Source organism: Paraburkholderia lebeckiae (assembly GCF_050436225.1).
GTDB classification, from domain to species: domain Bacteria; phylum Pseudomonadota; class Gammaproteobacteria; order Burkholderiales; family Burkholderiaceae; genus Paraburkholderia; species Paraburkholderia tuberum.
Map to the genome: position 1 here is coordinate 1,982,762 of NZ_JBNDLU010000001.1, position 17,051 is coordinate 1,999,812.

At 63.9% G+C, this 17,051-nt stretch carries 11 protein-coding genes and 1 pseudogene; 3 read left to right on the forward strand and 9 right to left on the reverse strand.

Annotated features, from left to right (window positions below; all coding sequences use genetic code 11):
- The first annotated feature begins 35 nt into the window (after positions 1–35).
- Genes OKW45_RS09170 through OKW45_RS09180 form a run of 3 tightly spaced genes read left to right on the forward strand, consistent with a single transcriptional unit; the run spans position 36 to position 5,832 of the window.
- Positions 36–1,514 carry an efflux transporter outer membrane subunit gene (locus OKW45_RS09170; RefSeq protein WP_429467400.1) on the forward strand — a complete coding sequence of 493 codons (1,479 nt, stop codon included), beginning with the start codon at positions 36–38 and terminating at the stop codon, positions 1,512–1,514.
- On the forward strand, positions 1,511–2,722 hold the full coding sequence (locus OKW45_RS09175; RefSeq protein ID WP_429467401.1) for an efflux RND transporter periplasmic adaptor subunit: 1,212 nt from the start codon (positions 1,511–1,513) through the stop codon (positions 2,720–2,722). Before OKW45_RS09170 ends, OKW45_RS09175 begins: the two co-directional genes overlap by 4 nt.
- Entirely contained in the window at positions 2,719–5,832 is a 3,114-nt protein-coding gene (locus tag OKW45_RS09180) for an efflux RND transporter permease subunit (protein WP_429467403.1), read from the forward strand. Before OKW45_RS09175 ends, OKW45_RS09180 begins: the two co-directional genes overlap by 4 nt.
- Positions 5,833–5,959: 127 nt before the next feature.
- On the opposite strand, the gene OKW45_RS09185 is transcribed toward OKW45_RS09180, so the two are convergent.
- The 9 genes and pseudogenes from OKW45_RS09185 to OKW45_RS09225 form a co-directional block, all read right to left on the reverse strand.
- Entirely contained in the window at positions 5,960–6,586 is a 627-nt protein-coding gene (locus OKW45_RS09185) for a PqiC family protein (RefSeq protein WP_018423303.1), read from the reverse strand.
- Entirely contained in the window at positions 6,583–8,244 is a 1,662-nt protein-coding gene (locus tag OKW45_RS09190) for a PqiB family protein (protein WP_018423304.1), read from the reverse strand. Before OKW45_RS09190 ends, OKW45_RS09185 begins: the two co-directional genes overlap by 4 nt.
- A complete protein-coding gene (locus OKW45_RS09195) occupies positions 8,241–8,864 on the reverse strand; it encodes a paraquat-inducible protein A (RefSeq protein ID WP_429467405.1) in 624 nt (207 codons plus the stop codon). Before OKW45_RS09195 ends, OKW45_RS09190 begins: the two co-directional genes overlap by 4 nt.
- Positions 8,861–9,478, reverse strand: coding sequence for a paraquat-inducible protein A (locus OKW45_RS09200; RefSeq protein WP_429467407.1), 618 nt, complete (start codon positions 9,476–9,478; stop codon positions 8,861–8,863). Before OKW45_RS09200 ends, OKW45_RS09195 begins: the two co-directional genes overlap by 4 nt.
- Before the next feature lie 7 nt (positions 9,479–9,485).
- On the reverse strand, positions 9,486–10,478 hold the full coding sequence (locus tag OKW45_RS09205; RefSeq protein ID WP_429467409.1) for a LysR family transcriptional regulator: 993 nt from the start codon (positions 10,476–10,478) through the stop codon (positions 9,486–9,488).
- A 117-nt stretch (positions 10,479–10,595) separates the two neighbouring features.
- Positions 10,596–10,910: pseudogene (locus OKW45_RS09210) on the reverse strand (MinD/ParA family ATP-binding protein); the annotation flags it as partial.
- 297 nt (positions 10,911–11,207) lie between these two features.
- On the reverse strand, positions 11,208–14,282 hold the full coding sequence (locus OKW45_RS09215; RefSeq protein WP_429467411.1) for an efflux RND transporter permease subunit: 3,075 nt from the start codon (positions 14,280–14,282) through the stop codon (positions 11,208–11,210).
- A 12-nt stretch (positions 14,283–14,294) separates the two neighbouring features.
- Positions 14,295–15,488 carry an efflux RND transporter periplasmic adaptor subunit gene (locus tag OKW45_RS09220; RefSeq protein WP_084754327.1) on the reverse strand — a complete coding sequence of 398 codons (1,194 nt, stop codon included), beginning with the start codon at positions 15,486–15,488 and terminating at the stop codon, positions 14,295–14,297.
- A gap of 3 nt (positions 15,489–15,491) precedes the next feature.
- Entirely contained in the window at positions 15,492–17,051 is a 1,560-nt protein-coding gene (locus OKW45_RS09225; protein WP_429467414.1) for an efflux transporter outer membrane subunit, read from the reverse strand.

Here is a 17,051-nt window from a genome sequence, read left to right on the forward strand (position 1 = left end):
TCTGGCGACACTTCTAGTTGCCGGAGCGTTCTCCAATGTCAGGACTGTCCCGTTGGGCGCCGCTTTCGCGCGCCGTCAGTCCAGCTGCGCGCGTATCGTGCCTGCGCGCCGCCGTATGTGCGCTCGGCCTCGCGGTGCTCGCCGGCTGCTCGCTTGTGCCTGCCTATCAACGGCCGGGCGCGCCGCTGGCGCAATCCTTCGACGGCGCGGCCGGTGGCTCGCTCGCCGCTACCGTGCCAGTCAGAAGCGGCTGGTGGCGCGAGTATCACGACCCCGCGCTCGACGCGCTGGTCGATCGCAGTCTGCGCAACAACTTCACGCTGGCGTCCGCGATTGCGAGCGTCGAACAGGCGCGCGGCAACGCCGAGCGAGCCGGCGCGCCGCAGTATCCGTCGCTATCGCTCGGCGCCAGCTTCGATCGCAGTCATCAGGGGCGCGGTTCGACCAAGAAGACCCAGAGCCTGTTCGCCGAAGCCAGTTACGAGGTGGACTTTTGGGGCTTCAACGCCGCCAACGCCAGCGCCGCCGACCTGCTCGCGCGCGCCTCCGGGTTCGATCGCGATACGGTGGCGCTGACGCTGACCGCTTCGGTCACCGACACGTATTTTCAGGTGCAGGGTCTGCGCCGCCGGCTCGCGATTGCGCGTTCCATTTCCGACGATGCCGCGCACATTCTGCAACTGCTGATCGCACAACAGCAGGCGGGCGTAGCGACCGAATTGCAGGTGCAGCAGCAGCGCAACGCGCTCGCCACCTTCCAGGCGGCCGTGCCGGCGCTGCAACAGCAGCTCGATACCAACATCCATGCGCTTGCGGTGCTGGCGGGCACCGCACCTGAACAATTCACGGTCAGCGACGCCGCGCTCGCCGACATCCCGATTCCCCAACCGCGCCCGAATCTGCCCGCGAGCCTGCTGGAAACGCGCCCCGACATCCGTTCGAAGGAAGCGCAGTTGCAGTCGGCGAATCAGAGTGTCGGCGCGGCGCGCGCGGCCTTTCTGCCGAACATCGTACTGACCGCGGACGGCGGGCTGGGCAGCAAGTCGCTGTCGCATTTCCTGTCGAGCCCGTTCGCCAGTCTCGCCACCTCGCTGGCGGCGCCAATCTTCGACGGCGGCGCGCTGCGTGGCCAGTTGCACGCGAGCCAGGCGGCCGAAGCGAAGGGCGTCGCGGATTACCGCCAATCCGTGATAACCGCGCTGCAGGACGTGGAGGACTCGCTCACGGCGGCGCAACAGCAGCAGCTCGCGGAAGTCGCTGACCAGAACGCCGCCGACGCCGCCCGCAAAGCCGCTACGCTCGCGCAAGCCCAGTACAAGCTCGGCACCGTCGACTTTCTGACCGTGCTCGACGCGCAACGCACGCTGTATCAGGCCGAAGACACGCTGGTGCAGGCACGGCTCGCGCGCCTGCAAGCGTCCGTGAGCCTGTTTCGCGCGTTCGGCGGCGGCTTCGGCGTGACCGACGATAGCGATAGCAGCACCGCCTCCACCTCTACGTCATCCCGCTCATGAAATCTGCACACCTTCCGAACCACGAGGCGCCCCGCGGACGCGGCCGCGCGCCGCTCATCCTGGCATTTGCCGTCGTTGTCGCGATGTTGGCGGTGTGGTTCTGGCCGCGGCACCCGGCGGTCAAGGCGGCGACCGCCGTGCCGGTCAACGCCGGTCATCCGGTGAGCCGCGACTTTCCGATTCGCGTCGCCGCGGTGGGCACGGTGCTCGCGCTCAATACCGTGGACGTCAAAGTACGTGTCGACGGGCAATTGCAGCGCGTCGCCTTCACTGAAGGACAGGACGTCAAAGCCGGCCAGTTGCTGGCGCAACTCGATCAGGGACCGCTCACTGCCCAGTTGCATCAAGCGGAAGCGGCGCAGCGCAAAGACCAGGCATCGCTCGATAACGCGCGGCTCGATCTCGCGCGCTACTCGCAACTGGTCGGCATCGGCGCGGCGACGACTCAGGCGGTGGACACCGCGAAGGCGCAAGTCGAAGCGCTCTCCGCGACGGTCGCTGCGGACGCCGCGCTGGTGCAAAGCGACCGGCTGCAATTGAGCTTCACCACGTTGAGCGCGCCGTTTACCGGACGCGTCGGCGCACGCGAGGCCGATATCGGCGCGATCGTTCATCCGACTGACACCACCGGCATCGTCACCGTCACGCAGATGGAGCCGATCACCGTGCTGTTCTCCGTGCCGCAGGACGTGCTGCCCGAACTGCTCGCGAATCAGGCGAAAGCGCCGCTGGCGGTGAACGTGACCACGCGTTCCGGCAGCACGCCGCTCGCCGACGGCACGCTGGTGTTCATCGACAGCACGGTCGATCCTACGACCGGCCAGATCAGGCTCAAGGCTTCGTTCACCAACCAGGACCGCAAGCTGTGGCCCGGCGAGCTGGTGAATGCGCGCGTGCTGGTGCGCACCGATACGCAGCGGCTCGCGGTGCCGAGCCGCGCGGTGGTGAACTCGCAGAACGGCACGCAGCTCTATTTGATCGCCGCGAACGGCACCGCGCAGATGCGCCCGGTGCAAACCGGTATCACCGTCGATGGCATGACGGAGATACGCAGTGGCATCGCGCCCGCGGATCTCGTCGTGTTCGATGGCCAAAGCCGCTTGAACCCGGGCGTGCATGTGACGGCCACCACGGTTCCCGCCAGTTCCGAAGCGCCGCCCAACGCGAATCTGGCAGGCAGCCAGACTGATCAGGATATTCCCTCATGAGCCTCATGGAACTGTTCATCAAGCGGCGCATCGCGACGAGTTTTCTGGCGATCGCAGTGCTGCTGGTCGGCGCGGTGGCGTATTTTCTGCTGCCGGTCGCGCCGCTGCCGCAGGTCGATTTTCCGACCATTCAGATTGTCGCCAAGTTGCCCGGCGCGAGCGCGGAAACCATGGCGACCTCGGTGGCGACACCACTGGAGCGGCAACTTTCGCTGATTGCGGGCGTGACGCAGATGACGTCGTCGAGCTCGCTCGGCAACACCAGCATTGCCGTGCAATTCGATCTCTCGCGCGACATCAATGGCGCGGCGCAGGATGTGCAGACGGCGATCAACGCAGCCGGCGGCACGTTGCCGAAGAACCTGCCGAACCCCCCGACCTATCAGAAAGTCAATCCGGCCGACTTCACGTTGCTGTCACTGGCGCTGACGTCGCCCTCGCTCACGCTCACGCAACTCGACAGCTACGCCGAAGACTATCTCGCGCAACAGATCTCGCAGATGCCCGGCGTCGGTCTCGTTGATTTCCACGGCCAGCAGCGGCCCGCAGTGCGTATTCAGCTCGACCCCGACAAGCTCACCGCGCGTGGCCTGACGCTGGAAGACGTGCGCTCGATCGTCGGCGTGCAGACGGTCAATGCACCGAAGGGCAGCCTGAACGGTCCGGATCGCTCGGTGATCTTCAACGCGACCGACCAGATCACGACCGCCTCGCAGTATCGCGATCTGGTGGTCGCGTACAAGAATGGCGCGCCGATTCGCGTGTCCGATCTCGGCACCGTGTTGAACGCCGCTGAGGACAACCAGCAGGCCGCATGGCTTCAGCACGAACGCGCGATCATCCTCGATGTTCACAAGCAGCCCGGCTATAACGTCGTGCAGACGATCGCCAACATCACGGCGAAGCTGCCCGCGCTCGAAGCGATGCTGCCCGCGGCCGCGCATTTGCATGTGGTGGGCGATCGCACGCAAACCATCAACGCGTCGGTGCACGACGTGCAGTTCACGCTGATGCTGACGATCGCGCTCGTCGTCATGGTGATCTTCTCGTTCCTGCGCAACGTATGGGCGACCATCATTCCGAGCCTGACGATTCCGCTGTCGCTGGTCGCCACGTTCGGCGTCATGTATCTGCTCGGCTATAGCCTCGACAATCTGTCGCTGATGGGCTTGACCATCGCGGTAGGCTTCGTGGTGGACGATGCGATCGTCGTGATCGAAAACGTCATGCGGCATATCGAAGACGGCGTGCCGAGAATGAAGGCCGCCTTGCTTGGCGCGATGGAAGTGCGCTTCACGATCATTTCGATGACCATCTCGCTGATCGCCGTGTTCATCCCGATCCTGCTGATGGGCGGCATCGTGGGCCGGCTGTTCCGCGAATTCGCAGTGACGGTGAGCGCCGCGATAGTGATGTCGGCGCTGGTATCGCTGACCGTCACGCCGATGCTGTGCGGCTGGCTGATCCGTTTGCCTGAGCCGGATGGCGGCGGCCGGATGCGCAGGCTCGAAACATGGCTCGAAGCCGTCTTTAGCGCAGTAGAGCGGCGCTACGAGCGCGGCCTCGATTGGGTACTGGACCGCCAGAAGCTGATGCTGGCTGTCACGGTGGCGACGATCGTCGCCACCGGCGCGTTGTTCGTCGCGATCCCCAAGGGATTTTTCCCGCAGGAGGACTCCGGTCTGATCATGGGCGCCGCCCAGGCCGCGCCGGATATTTCGCCCCGCTCGATGTCGCAGAAGATGCAGCAGGTGGGCCATATCATCGAGGCCGACCCCGCCGTCGACAACGTTTACTACTGGATGGGTCCTAACCCGACCGTGAGCCAGGGGCGCGTCATGATCAACCTGAAACCGTTCGCTCAGCGCAAGGACAGTGCTGCGCAGGTGCTCAATCGTTTAAAGCCGCAGTTGGCGAAGGTCATGGGCATCTCGTTGTCGATGCAGGTCCGGCAGGATATTCAGGTGGGCGGCCGTATCAGCGCCGCGCAGTATCAGTACACGTTGCAGGACCCTGACATCAACGAGTTGAATCACTGGGCGGGCGTACTGACCGATCGCCTGTCGAAGCTGCCGCAATTGGCCGACGTCACGTCCGACCAGCAGGCCGCCGCTACCAGCGCGACACTCGTGATCGATCGCAGCACCGCTTCGCGTTTCGGCATCACGGCGCAAGCCATCGACGACACGCTTTACGATGCATTCGGCCAGCGGCAGATTGCGACGCTCTTCACGCAGCTGAATCAGTACCACGTCGTCGAGGAAGTCGATCCGCACTTTCAATTGACGACGGATGCACTGGCGCATCTCTACGTGCGTTCGCCGCTCACGAACGAACTGGTGCCGCTCGACACGCTCGCCAGGATCGAAAACAATGTGTCGCCGATCTCGGTGAATCACCAGGGCTTGTTCCCGGCCGTGACGATCTCATTCAATCTGGCGGCGGGTCAGTCGCTTGGCAACGCGGTGGCGGCGATTCGCCAGGCCGAAGTCGCGGCAGGCAAGCCAGATAGTTTGACGGGCTCGTTTCAGGGCACTGCGCAGGCGTTCCAGGCGTCGCTCGCGAGTGAGCCGTATCTGATCGCCGCGGCGCTCGTGGTGGTCTATCTGATTCTCGGCATCCTGTACGAAAGCGCGATTCATCCGCTCACCATCATTTCGACGCTGCCCTCGGCGGGTGTGGGTGCGTTGCTCGCGTTGATGCTGTGCGGTCAGGATCTGTCGATCATGGGCATGATTGGCATCATCCTGCTGATTGGTATCGTCAAGAAGAACGCGATCATGATGATCGACTTCGCGCTGGTGGCCGAGCGCGAGCAGGGTATGTCGCCGCGAGAAGCGATCCGGCAGGCCTGTGTGCTGCGCTTCCGTCCAATCATGATGACAACGCTCGCCGCGCTGTTCGGCGCACTGCCGCTTGCGCTAGGGCACGGCGCCGGTGCCGAATTGCGCGTGCCGCTCGGCATAGCGATTGTAGGCGGACTGATTGTTTCGCAAATGCTGACGTTGTTCACGACGCCGGTCGTGCACCTGTGGTTTGACCGTCTGTCGCATTGGCTCGCTGATTCGCGTATGAAGGGCAGTGCGGTCGAGCAGCATACCGTCGCTTGACGGCCTTCAGCCTGCCCCGGGGGGGCTTCTTTGTCACCAGCAGGGCGAGACGAAAGACGAAGTCCGGTACTTTGCGCATGATGGTAGACCCGGCAAGGGCACGTAATTGCGTATGGGGTGTGATGGCTCAGGCCTGTGGCGTGCAGCCACGCTGTCGCGACTGCGCCCAGCCTCGCGCATCCTCCGTGATGCGGCCGGCCAGGCTCGCAATGGCGAGTTGCTGCGCGCGCACCAGGTCCGCGTAACCACCCGGCGCCGCCTGCTGCAGCTGCGTATGGCAGCTCAGGCGGACACCGTTGGGGTCTTGCGCGAAACCGAGGCTCCAGTCAGCCTCGAGCTGCACCGCGTGCCCCGGCCACGCGTCGAGGCGCCGGATCTGCAGCCTGATGCCCAGCACCGGTTGATTGATCGGCCGGGCGAGACCGGCCACATCCTGGGTGCCCAGGCGGCGCACCAGTTCGGTGGATAGCGCGGCGCGCAGTTGATCGCCCAGCGGGGCGACCCAGCGCTCGTCGTCGAGCACCGCAACGCCGCTGTCGCCCTGCCGTACGACCATCGCCTGCTGGTCGAGCTCGGCGGGAACGCCCACTGGCAGCACGTCGATCGCGAACGGCGCGGCTGGCTGGGCCGAAGCGGGCTGTGCTGCCGGGGAAACCAGCGTGTAGTAGTGCACCGGCGCGGACGCGCAGGCGCTCAGGGCCAGCGCGACGGTGAACGTGACTGCGCGCAGGCTGGCGCGGGCTGAAAAACTCATTGTTTGGACTCCTGTGAAGCAGAGGGGCTGGCCGCGGTGACCGGGGCCACGGCTGACTGATCCGCTGCATGGCCGCGCAGCAGCGCTTCCGGATGGCGGCCGAGCAGATCAGTGAGCGTGCGCAGCGAGCGGGCAGTGCGCTGCACTTCCTGCAGCGTCTGGCCCAGGTTCTCCTGGAGCGGCCCGTCTTCGGCCAGCATGCCCTGCGCGGCGCCGAAGGTCTGGCGAGCCTGCTCCAGGGTTTGCGTGGTCGCCGGCAGCACCTGGCCGTTGATCTGCTTCAGGGTGCTGTCCAGATCCGCCAGACCCGTGTCGAGATGGCGTGCGATGGAGTCGAGCGGCATTTTGTCGATCTTGCCCACGATGCTCGCCACCTGCTCCTGCAACTGGTCGAAGCCGCCGCTCGTGGTCGGCAGCGTAAGCGGTCGCGCATCGGCGTCGTATGAGACCTTCGGGGCGTTCGGTACGAACTCGAGCGAAATATAGAGCTGTCCGGTCAGCAGATTGCCGGAGCGCGCCTGTCCGCGCAGACCGTGCGCGACCATGGTGGACAGGAAATGCGCTGCCTTTTCAATATCGCCATTTATTCTGGGCAGCTTGTCGAGCGCCGGTCCAAGCCGCTGCGGATAGACCTCGATGCCGACGATCATGGGAAAACGCTGCGTGGCCGGGTCGTAATCGAGTTTCATGGAAACCACGCGTCCGAAGTTGATTCCCGAAAACACCACGGGAGCGCCCATGGACAGGCCGCGCAACGACTGTGCGAAGCGCAACTCGATGTACTGGGCCGGACCGTCTGGCGGCGCCATCGCCGTCTCTTCGTCTTTCGCCAGAATGAACTGGCTGCCGCCTGGGCCGGCGGCGGTGCTACCGACGGGCGTGGCGAACGCAATTCCGCCGCCAACGATCGCGGCCACGGATTGCGTCTTGAGCTTGAAACCGTCGGCGCCCAGCGAGAGGTCGACCCCGCTCGCATTCCAGAAGTGAGTATCCGCCGTGACAAACCGGTGATACGGTGAATCGACGAAGATCTGTACGCTGACGCCGTGGCCATCGCCGTCGAGCTTATACGACGCGACGCGGCCGACCTGAATGCGCCGGTAGTAAACGGGCGAGCCGATGTCGAGCGAACCGAGGTCGTCCGCATGAATCGTGAAACTCTTTCCCGGCGTCCCACTGATGACGGCGGGAGGCGTCTCCAGCCCCGTGAACGCTGTGCGCGCGACCTCCGAAGTGCCGGTGTCCACGCCGATATAGGCGCCGGACAGCAGCGTGTCCATACCCGAGACACCGGTCATGCCCAAACGAGGCCGGACGACCCAGAAGCGGCTGTCCGCGCGCGCCAGGCTCCGCGCGCTCCTGGCAAGCGAAACCGAGGCGACCACGTGTGAGCCATCGTCGCTGAGCGCAACCGTCGATACGGTTCCGACCGTCACGTCCTTGTATTTGACAGGGGTCTTGCCGGCCTCCAGCCCCGCAGCGGTCCTGAACGAGATGGCGATTTCCGGTCCCGCCGAGAGCCACGCGTGGATCACCATCGACAGCCCGATCAGCGCGGCGACGAGCGGCACGAGCCAGACGGGCGATACCCGCCAGCGGCTATGCGTGACGACAGGATCGAGAGGTTCGGGTAGCGGCTTGTTTGATACAGGATTCATGTTTCCTCAGCGTCCCAGATGAGTCGGGGGTCGAAATTGATGGCGCAGAGCATGGTGAGGATCACCACAAGGCCGAAGAAAACAATGCCAATGCGCGGTTCGCTGCCGGACAGCGCCTGGAAGCGGACTAACGCGCAGACGATTGCCACCACCATCACGTCGAGCATCGACCAGTAGCCGACCGCTTCGACGAGCCGGTACAAACGGGCACGCTCGCTCATTGCCCAGCGACTGCGCCGCTGGGTGGTCACGAGCAGCATGCTGAGGATCAGAAACTTGGCGCACGGCACGACTACGCTTGCAATAAAGATCACCGACGCAATGCCCCAGGACCCTGCTTTCCAGAACTCCACGACGCCGTAGAGAATCGTGCTGTCGCTGCCGTGTCCCAGAAGGCTCGTGTGCATGACCGGCAGCACGTTGGCGGGGATGTAGAAAATCAGGGAAGCGATCAGGAACGCCCACGACCGTGCGATGCTGTCCGGGCGGCGCCGATGCAGCGCTAGTCCGCAGCGCGGGCATTGGGCGTCTCCGCTCAGGCGCGGAATATGTGCGCAAACCAGTCCGCATCCATGGCAGGCAATCAGGCCGAGCTGTCCCGCGCGAGGAGGTGGCTTCATGCTGTCTCCGCGTCGGTCCATTCCCACAGCAAGTGGACATCGCGACTGGCGATGATGGTGATTAGCACCATGAGCGTTGCCGTGGCCCAGATGCCGGGACCGGCTGCCACCTGCACGAAGCTGGAAAGTTTGATGACGGCTACGAGCATGCCAAGTACGCCGACCTCGACGATGCTCCAAGGGCGCAGCATCGCAAGCAGCCTCATGCTCCACGCGAAACCCGGCGCCCGGCGTGCGGCGCGGGCAAATGCCAGCACCCAGCCGAGCAGCGCGATCTGCAGAAGCGGCACCACGACGATCATCATCGCAGTGGCGAGCGCAATCGGTGCAACCGCGCCGTGCGCCAGCGCTGCCGCAGACTGCCAGAGCGTCGTCTCGCTGTGCAGGCCCCGCAGGGAAATCCGGATCACCGGGCAGACGTTAGCGATCACGAAGACGATGGCTGCGGCGACGGTTAGCGCGAGCCACCGATCGACATCGAGCTGGCTAGCGCGATAGAGGACGGCCGAACATTGCCCGCAGCGCGCCACCTCGCGCGTGGCCAGCGCGCGGCGGCGGTACACGCTGTCACAATGCTCGCAGACGACGAGAGCAGGGAAGGTTTGCATGAGCATCTGGCAATCAGGACGGCCTGTCACTGCCGGCGGCCACCGTCTTCGGCCGCTGCTGCGCGTGGCCCATCTGAGCCGCGCGCGCGTCGAAGTACGACGTCGCGTAGTCGATGAACGCCCGGACCTTCGCCGTCATCAGGCTCCGGTCCCGATATGCGAGCCTCAGCTCAGCCTGCGCGCTCACGACCTCGAAGTCGGGCAGCAGCTGTACCAGCCGGCCATCGCCCAGCTCTTTGCCGACCATCGCAAGAGGCAACGCGCCGAGACCAGCACCGCTCACCACCAGTTCCTTGTTCAACGCGGCGTTGTTGGTCGAAACGTCGTGTTCCAGTGGCACGGCAAACTGTTCGCCACCGCGCTGGAATCGCAGTTGCGGTTCGCTGATCGAGGCGAGTATTGTGACGAAGCGGAATGCGGCGAGATCGTTGGGCCTTTGCGGTAGCTGGCGCCCCTGCAGGTAGCTGGGCGAGCCCACCACGGCGAGGGGCAGGCGGCACAACGCACGGGTGATCGTGAGCTCGCTCGTCAGCATGAACGGCAGCACGATGCCGAGATCGAAGGCTTCCTTGATCAGATCGACTGGCCGTTCCGCCAGCGTCAATTCGAGCTGCACGGATGGGTACCGGGCACGGAACCCGGCGATCAGCGGTGGCAACTCTAGCACCGCCGCGGTGGTGTGGGCGACGAGCCGCAGTACCCCCGCAGGCTCCCGTGCGCGCTGCCCGGTACCGGCTTCGAGCAGGTCCAGTTCAGCAACCACGCGCGAGCAGCCGGCGTGAAACTCGTCCCCGGCTTCAGTGAGTGCGAGGTGTCGGGTCGTGCGCTGAAAAAGACGTACACCGAGCCTGGTTTCGAGCCCCGTTATCGCGCGCGAGACGATTGACGTCGAGACGCCGAGCTTATTTGCGGCGTGCGTGAAGCTCTGCATTTCGGCGACGGTGCAAAAAATCCGCAGCGTTTCGAGGTGGTCCATAATGAATGTCTGCTCAAGTTCGACTGACACGTCGGCGATCGACCGGAAGGGTCGATTTTTTTTGGAATGGCGCGAAGTGACCCATTTTCCCGCCTAGGCGCGGGCTTTTTCGCCCCCCAGGCGCCCCTTGGGCGCAGCCCCGGCCGGCTACCGTGACGACATCGCTGGCCGCATCGGCCAGTACAGCATTTCGGCGGCGACGTGCCGGTAATCGCGCGCCGCCGGCGTCGACGGAAACGCATCCACCACGCAGCGCCCGAGTTCGAGCGACCGCGCCATCCGCGGATCGGCGGCGACGCAGCCCGCGTCCGTCGCCAATACCGTCAGATAGCGGCCCGCGACGCCCGCCAGGTTCTCGAATGCGACCTGCGCATCGACGCGGCTCTGCACATAGTTCACAAGCACGCGGAACTGCGCGATCGCGTGCGCGTAGTGCAGCCGCTTCATGCACACGTAGGCGTCGTGCGGCACGAACGGGAAGCCGTCGCGCGGAATGCAGACCGCGCTCTTGATCAGGAATTTCATAAGTGTTCGCAACCCAATGCTCACGACAGAAACGTCGAACGCCGAGTCCGCTTGCCGTCCATGCCCCGGCCATCTCGGGCCAGAATGCCTCGCCCTGCCGGATATCGCCCTGCGCGGCATGAGCGAGAAATAAACCCTTGTGTTGGTGGACGGTGAGCGCTCCGCGCCGTATGCCTTCGCATCGGGCGGTACCATCTAATAAGCGGCCGCTTCACCGCCGAGGTCGAGCAGAGGCTAAACCATCTCCGGCGTCTGCACCCGTGACTCGGTCGACTCCTTTGCATGTCGAGCAGCGAACGCGAGATAAACCGCTGGCAACACGAACAGCGTAAACAACGTACCTATCGCCAACCCGCTGCCGATCACCAGCCCCATGTTGAAACGCGACGCCGCACCCGCACCTGAGGACAGGATCAATGGCACGACGCCAAGCACCATCGCCGCGGTAGTCATCAGGATCGGCCGCAAGCGAATCCCCGCCGCATGGACGATGGCTTCGAGTTTCGACATGCCCTCGTGCTGCGCCGCATTCGCGACTTCCACAATCAGAATGCCGTGCTTGCTGATCAGCCCCATCAGTGTCACCAGCCCGACCTCCGTGTAGATATTCAGCGACGCCCCTCCCAGCCCAAGGCTGATGAACACGAGCGCACCCGCTACCGACATCGGGATCGAAACAAGGATCACCAACGGGTCGCGGAAGCTCTCGAACAACGCCGCGAGACTCAGGTAGATGATGATCAGCGCCAAAACAAAGGTGCCCACAAAGCCGCTCGATTCCTGCACGAGTTGACGCAAAGGACCGGAATAGTCGATCGACACGTCCGCCGGCAGCGTACGCGCCGCAAGCGCCTGCAGCGACCTGAGCGCGGCGTCCTGCGAAACGCCGAGCGCGGGCACGCCGGAGATCGTCGCCGAGTTCACCTGCTGGAAATGATTGATGGTTTCAGGCACGGTTTCGGTCCGCACATGGCTGATCGACGATAACGGCACGGGCACGTTATTCACGGTCGCGATCTGGTAATTCATGACCTGGTCGAGCGTCAGGCGCGAGCGCTGCTGCACCTGGGCAATGACCTGGTACGAGCGCGAATCGAGACTGAAGTAATTCGTATAACCGCCCCCCAACAGACCGCCCAGCGCCGTGCCGACCTGTTGCATCGTCAAGCCGAGTTGTGAGGCCTTGTCGCGGTCGATATCGAACACTTTCTGCGGCTGGTCGACCTTGAGGTCGCTATCGATAAATAGGAACATCCCACTGGCGGCTGCGTCCGAAAGGAATTTCTGAGCCTCTACATTCAGCCTATCCAGCGGCTGCGTCGACTTGAGCACGAACTGGATCGGCAAGCCTTGCGAACCGGGCAGCGGAGGGGGCTGAAACGCGACGACCTTCTGACCTGCCACCTTGTTGAACTGATTCTGCAGATCGCGCTGGATATCGGTCGCAGTGCGATGACGTTGATCCCACGGCTTGAACGTCACACCGGCAATCGACTGCGACGGGCTCTCAACCTGGAACGTCTGCGCGGCCTCGGGGACCTTGGCCATGATGTCGGCGACCTGACGGCCGAACGCCTCCTTTTGCTGCAGCGTCGCGTCCGGCGCGGAAGTCGGCTGCAGAATGACGACCCCTTGATCCTCTTGCGGTGCGAGTTCGCTGTCGGCACTTGTGTAGAGGAAATAGATGCTGGCAATTACCAGCCCGGTAAACAATAGCGTCACCGGGACCGTCCGCAAACTGTTGCGCAGCAGCCGTTCATAGCCACGCCGCAGTGAACCGAAAACATGATCGATCGTCTCGACAATGCGCGTGACAAAACGGCCGCCCTGATCGTGCGGCTTCAAGAACTGGCCGCACATCATAGGCGACAGCGTCAGAGAAATGACCGCGGACATGGTCACCGCGCCAACCAGCGTGAACGCGAACTCGGTGAATAATGCGCCGGTCAGTCCACCCTGAAAACCGATCGGCACGTAGACGGCGATCAGGACAATGGTCATCGCGATGATCGGGCCGGCGAGGTCGCGCGCGGCCTTGATCGCGGCATCGCGTGGCCGCATGCCCTCTTCGAGATGACGGCTCACGCTCTCGACCACAATGATCGCGTCATCGACCACCAGCCCGATCGCCAGTACTAGCGCGAGCAAGGTCAGCAGGTTGATCGAGAACCCTAGCGCGAGCATCACCCCGAAGGTGCCCACCAGTGACAACGGAATCGCAATGACCGGAATCAGCACGGAGCGCGGCGCGCCGAGGAAGGCAAACACCACCAGCGTGACGATCACCACCGTCTCGATCAACGAGTTCTTGACCTCATGAATCGAACTGTCAACGAATACCGTGGAGTCGTAGATGACCGAGCCGTGCAACCCCGCCGGCAGTGCCTTCTGAATGTCGGGCAACACAGCCTTCACGCCCTTGATCACATCGAGTAGGCTCGCCCCCGGCACCGTCTGGATCCCCACGTACACGCCCTTCTGGCCGTTATACGACACGCCGGATTCATAGTCTTCCGAGCCGAGCGTGACGTTGGCCACATCCTTCAGCCTGATGATGCCGCCATTGACCTGCTTGATCACGAGATCGCGGAACTGCTGCGCCGAATGCAGATCCGTCGATGCGGTGAGGTTGAATTGCACCATCTGCCCTTTGGTGGTTCCCAGTCCTGCGATCACGTTGTTCGCGGAAAGCGCGTTGGTGACATCAGTCGCGGTAAGGCCGTACTCCGCGAGCTTCTGCGGATCGAGCCACGCGCGCAGCGCAAAATACTGCGGTCCGAGCAGTTCGGCCGTCTGCACGCCTTGCACTGCCTGCAGACGCGGCTGCACGTTGCGCACGAGGTAGTCGGTGATCTGGTTGGGCGTGAGTTCATCGCTCGAAAAGCCGATAATCAACGCGTCCAGCGACTGTCCGATCGCGACCGTGATGGCCGGCTGCTGCACGCCACTCGGCAACTGGTTGAGCACCGAGTTGATCTTGGCGTTGATCTCGGTGACCGCTTTGTCAGGGTCGAAGTTGAGCACGAGGTTCGCGGTGATCGTGCTGGTGCCGGCGATGCTCTTCGACGACAGGTAATCGATCCCGTTCGCCTGCGCGATGGCGTTTTCCAGCGGCGTGGTGACAAAACCCTCCACGGTCTGCGGATCGGCACCGTAGTACGTCGTGGTCACGGTCACCACGGCGTTTTCGGTTTTCGGGTACTCGAGAACGGGCAGCGAGGTGAACGCCTTGTAGCCGAGCACAAGGATCATCAGGCTGACCACGCACGCGAGTACAGGCCGGCGGATAAAGATGTCGGTAAATTTCATGAGCCGTCCTGTTCAGTGATCTTGCGGGACGGGCGCGGCGTCGTTGGGCAGCTTCACGCTGTTATCGATCTGCACCAATGCGTCGTTGTGCAGCTTGAGTTGCCCCGCCGTCACCACCACGTCGCCGGCCTTCAGTCCCTTCAGGATGCTGACCTGATCGCCGCGCGTCGCGCCGGTCGTCACGAACTGCTGGCGGACACTTGCCTGCGGCCTGCCCTGCGCGTCCTTGCCCTCGTGGACCACGTAGACGAGGCTGCCATATGGGTTGTACGTCACCGCCGTCTGCGGAATCGTCACGAGCGATTGCTCCGCGCCGCTCGCCACGCTGGCGGTGGCGAACATGCCGGGCAGCAGCGCGCCGTCGGGGTTCGCAAACGACGCGCGTATCTGCAGCATGCGGCTCGAGGTGTCGACCTTCGAATTCATCGACGTCACCGTGCCGGTGAACGTCTTGCCGGGATACGCATCAACGCTCACCGATGCGGTCTGTCCGACGCTGATCTGCCCACGCACCTGCTGCGGCAGATAGAAGTCGAGCAACATCGGGTCGAGTGCCTGCAACGTGACAACCGTCGTGCCGGCCGCCAGGTATTGACCCACATCGACCTGACGCACGCCCAGACGTCCCGAAAACGGCGCGCGGACGACCTTCTCGGTCATCAGCGCCTGTTGCGCCGCGACTTGCGCGCGCGCCGCCTTCAGATTGCCGACATCTGTATCCACGGTCGACTGCGCCACGCCCTGCGCCGCAAGTTGCTGCAGGTCGCGCTTGTAGGTGATCTCGTCCAGACTGGCAGTGGCCTGCAGTTGGGCGAGCTTGGCGGGATCGTCGTTCGGACGCAGGCGGAGCAGCACGGTCCCTTGCTTGACGTCGCGGCCGGACTCGAAGTCGATTTCATCGACCACGCCGCTCGTTTCCAGCGAAAGATCCGCACCCGTCGACGCTCGCAGCGATCCGACGCCCGTGAGCGTCGGCTGCCACGGCTGCAAGACAGCGGATGTGGTCGACACGGTCGCCTGTTGCGACTGGATGCCGGCCGTGACCTGCTTCAGGATGTGCCCCTTGAACAGGTGGAAACCAATCAACGCGGCGGCAAGCAGTCCCACCACCAGAAGCATCAGAAACAGGCGAAGCACGGTTCTAGGCGGCCGCTGCCATTCAGGCGGGGTATTGGCGGTATCCGCAAGCGGGGTAACAGTGGTCATGATTTAAAATGCTCCGCAACATTGCGCAACTTTGGGATCGACATCGCTTCGATGCCACCAGCCACCGCCCAGCGCCTGGAAGAGCGCGACGGTATCGGTGTAGCGAGTGGCTTGAGAGGAAATCAGGTTGAGGCGCGCGCTCTCATCGGATTGCTCGGCGCTCAGCACATTGAGGTAGGTCCCGCCGCCCGCGCGGTATTGCGCCTGAGCAACCCTGAGGCTCGCAGCAGCCGTTTTCTGCGTCTCGAGGTTCGCAGCAAGCGTTTCGGCATCCCGATGAATGGCGACGAGCGCATTGGCCACGTCCTGAAACGCCGAGTTGACCGTGCTGCTGTACTGGGCGGCGGCGACATCGACCGCAGCATCGGCGGCGCGCTTCTTCGCCTTGAGTGTGCCGCCCTCGAAGACCGGCTGGGTGAGGCTACCCGCGAGGCTCCACACAATGCCTGCGGGATTGAAAAGGTTTGAGTAGCTGCTGCCTTCGCGTCCATAACTGCCGGTCAGCGAAATCTGCGGCAACATGTTTGCCACCGCGATGCCGACGTTCGCCGTCGCCGAATGCAGCAAGGCGCCGTACGCCTGGATGTCGGGGCGCTGCGCAACCAGACTCGACGGCAGCGACACCGGCAGTTCCTCCGGCAGCACGAGGCTGGCGAGATCCAGCGTGGACCCGGTGTAGTCGGTCGGCAGGCCGCCCAGGTACACCGCGAGTTGATTGCGCTGCTGCTCGAGCTGCTTTTGCAAACCGGGCAGCGTGGCGATCTGCGCATCCAGCAGCGACTGCTGCTGCAGCACGTCCACCTGGCTTACGCCGCCGGCCTCGAAGCGGTGGCGCGTAACGTCGAGCGCGGCAGTATACGCACGGATGATTTCGTGTGTCGTGTCAATCTGCGCCTGCAACGAAGCCTCGTTGATGGCCGCATTGACGACGTTCGCGATCAGCGTCAGTTCGGTCGCCTCCAGTTCGTAGCGCTCATACTCGGCTTGGGCGTTCAGTTGCTCGACTTGCCGGCGAACGCCGCCGAATGCATCGAGCGTGTACGACACGCTGAGCGATCCGCTTATGAGGCTGTATGTCTGCGGCACCGGGCTCACCAGCATGGTGCGCTCGCGTTCGGCCGATGCGCTCGCGCTGATCTGCGGGAAAAAACTGCCCTGCTCCGCACGCGTGTTCTCGCGCGCCTCGCGCAACGTCGCCTGAGCGGCGGCAAGCGTGGGATTGGCCTTGAGCGCGCGCTCGACCAGCGCGTTGATCTGCGGCGAATGGAACAGCGCCCACCAGTCACCCTGAATGTCGCGCCCCTCGACGAGGGTTTGCGCGGTGCCCGCGGTCGTATCGGCGGAAACAGTGCGCGCGGGAACTGGCTTCTCCGTAAACTTCGACACAGTGGGCGCGGACGGAGCGGCGTAATTCGGTCCAACCGTGCAACCCGCGAGCATAGTCTCGAACGCCAGAAGTGCGGCCAACGAGAGAGACGCAAGCGGAGCGGCTCGCCCCTGCGCTACCGATGGGCGGCCGTTGTACTTCGGATGAATGTTTTTGCTAGTCTTTGACGTGCGCAT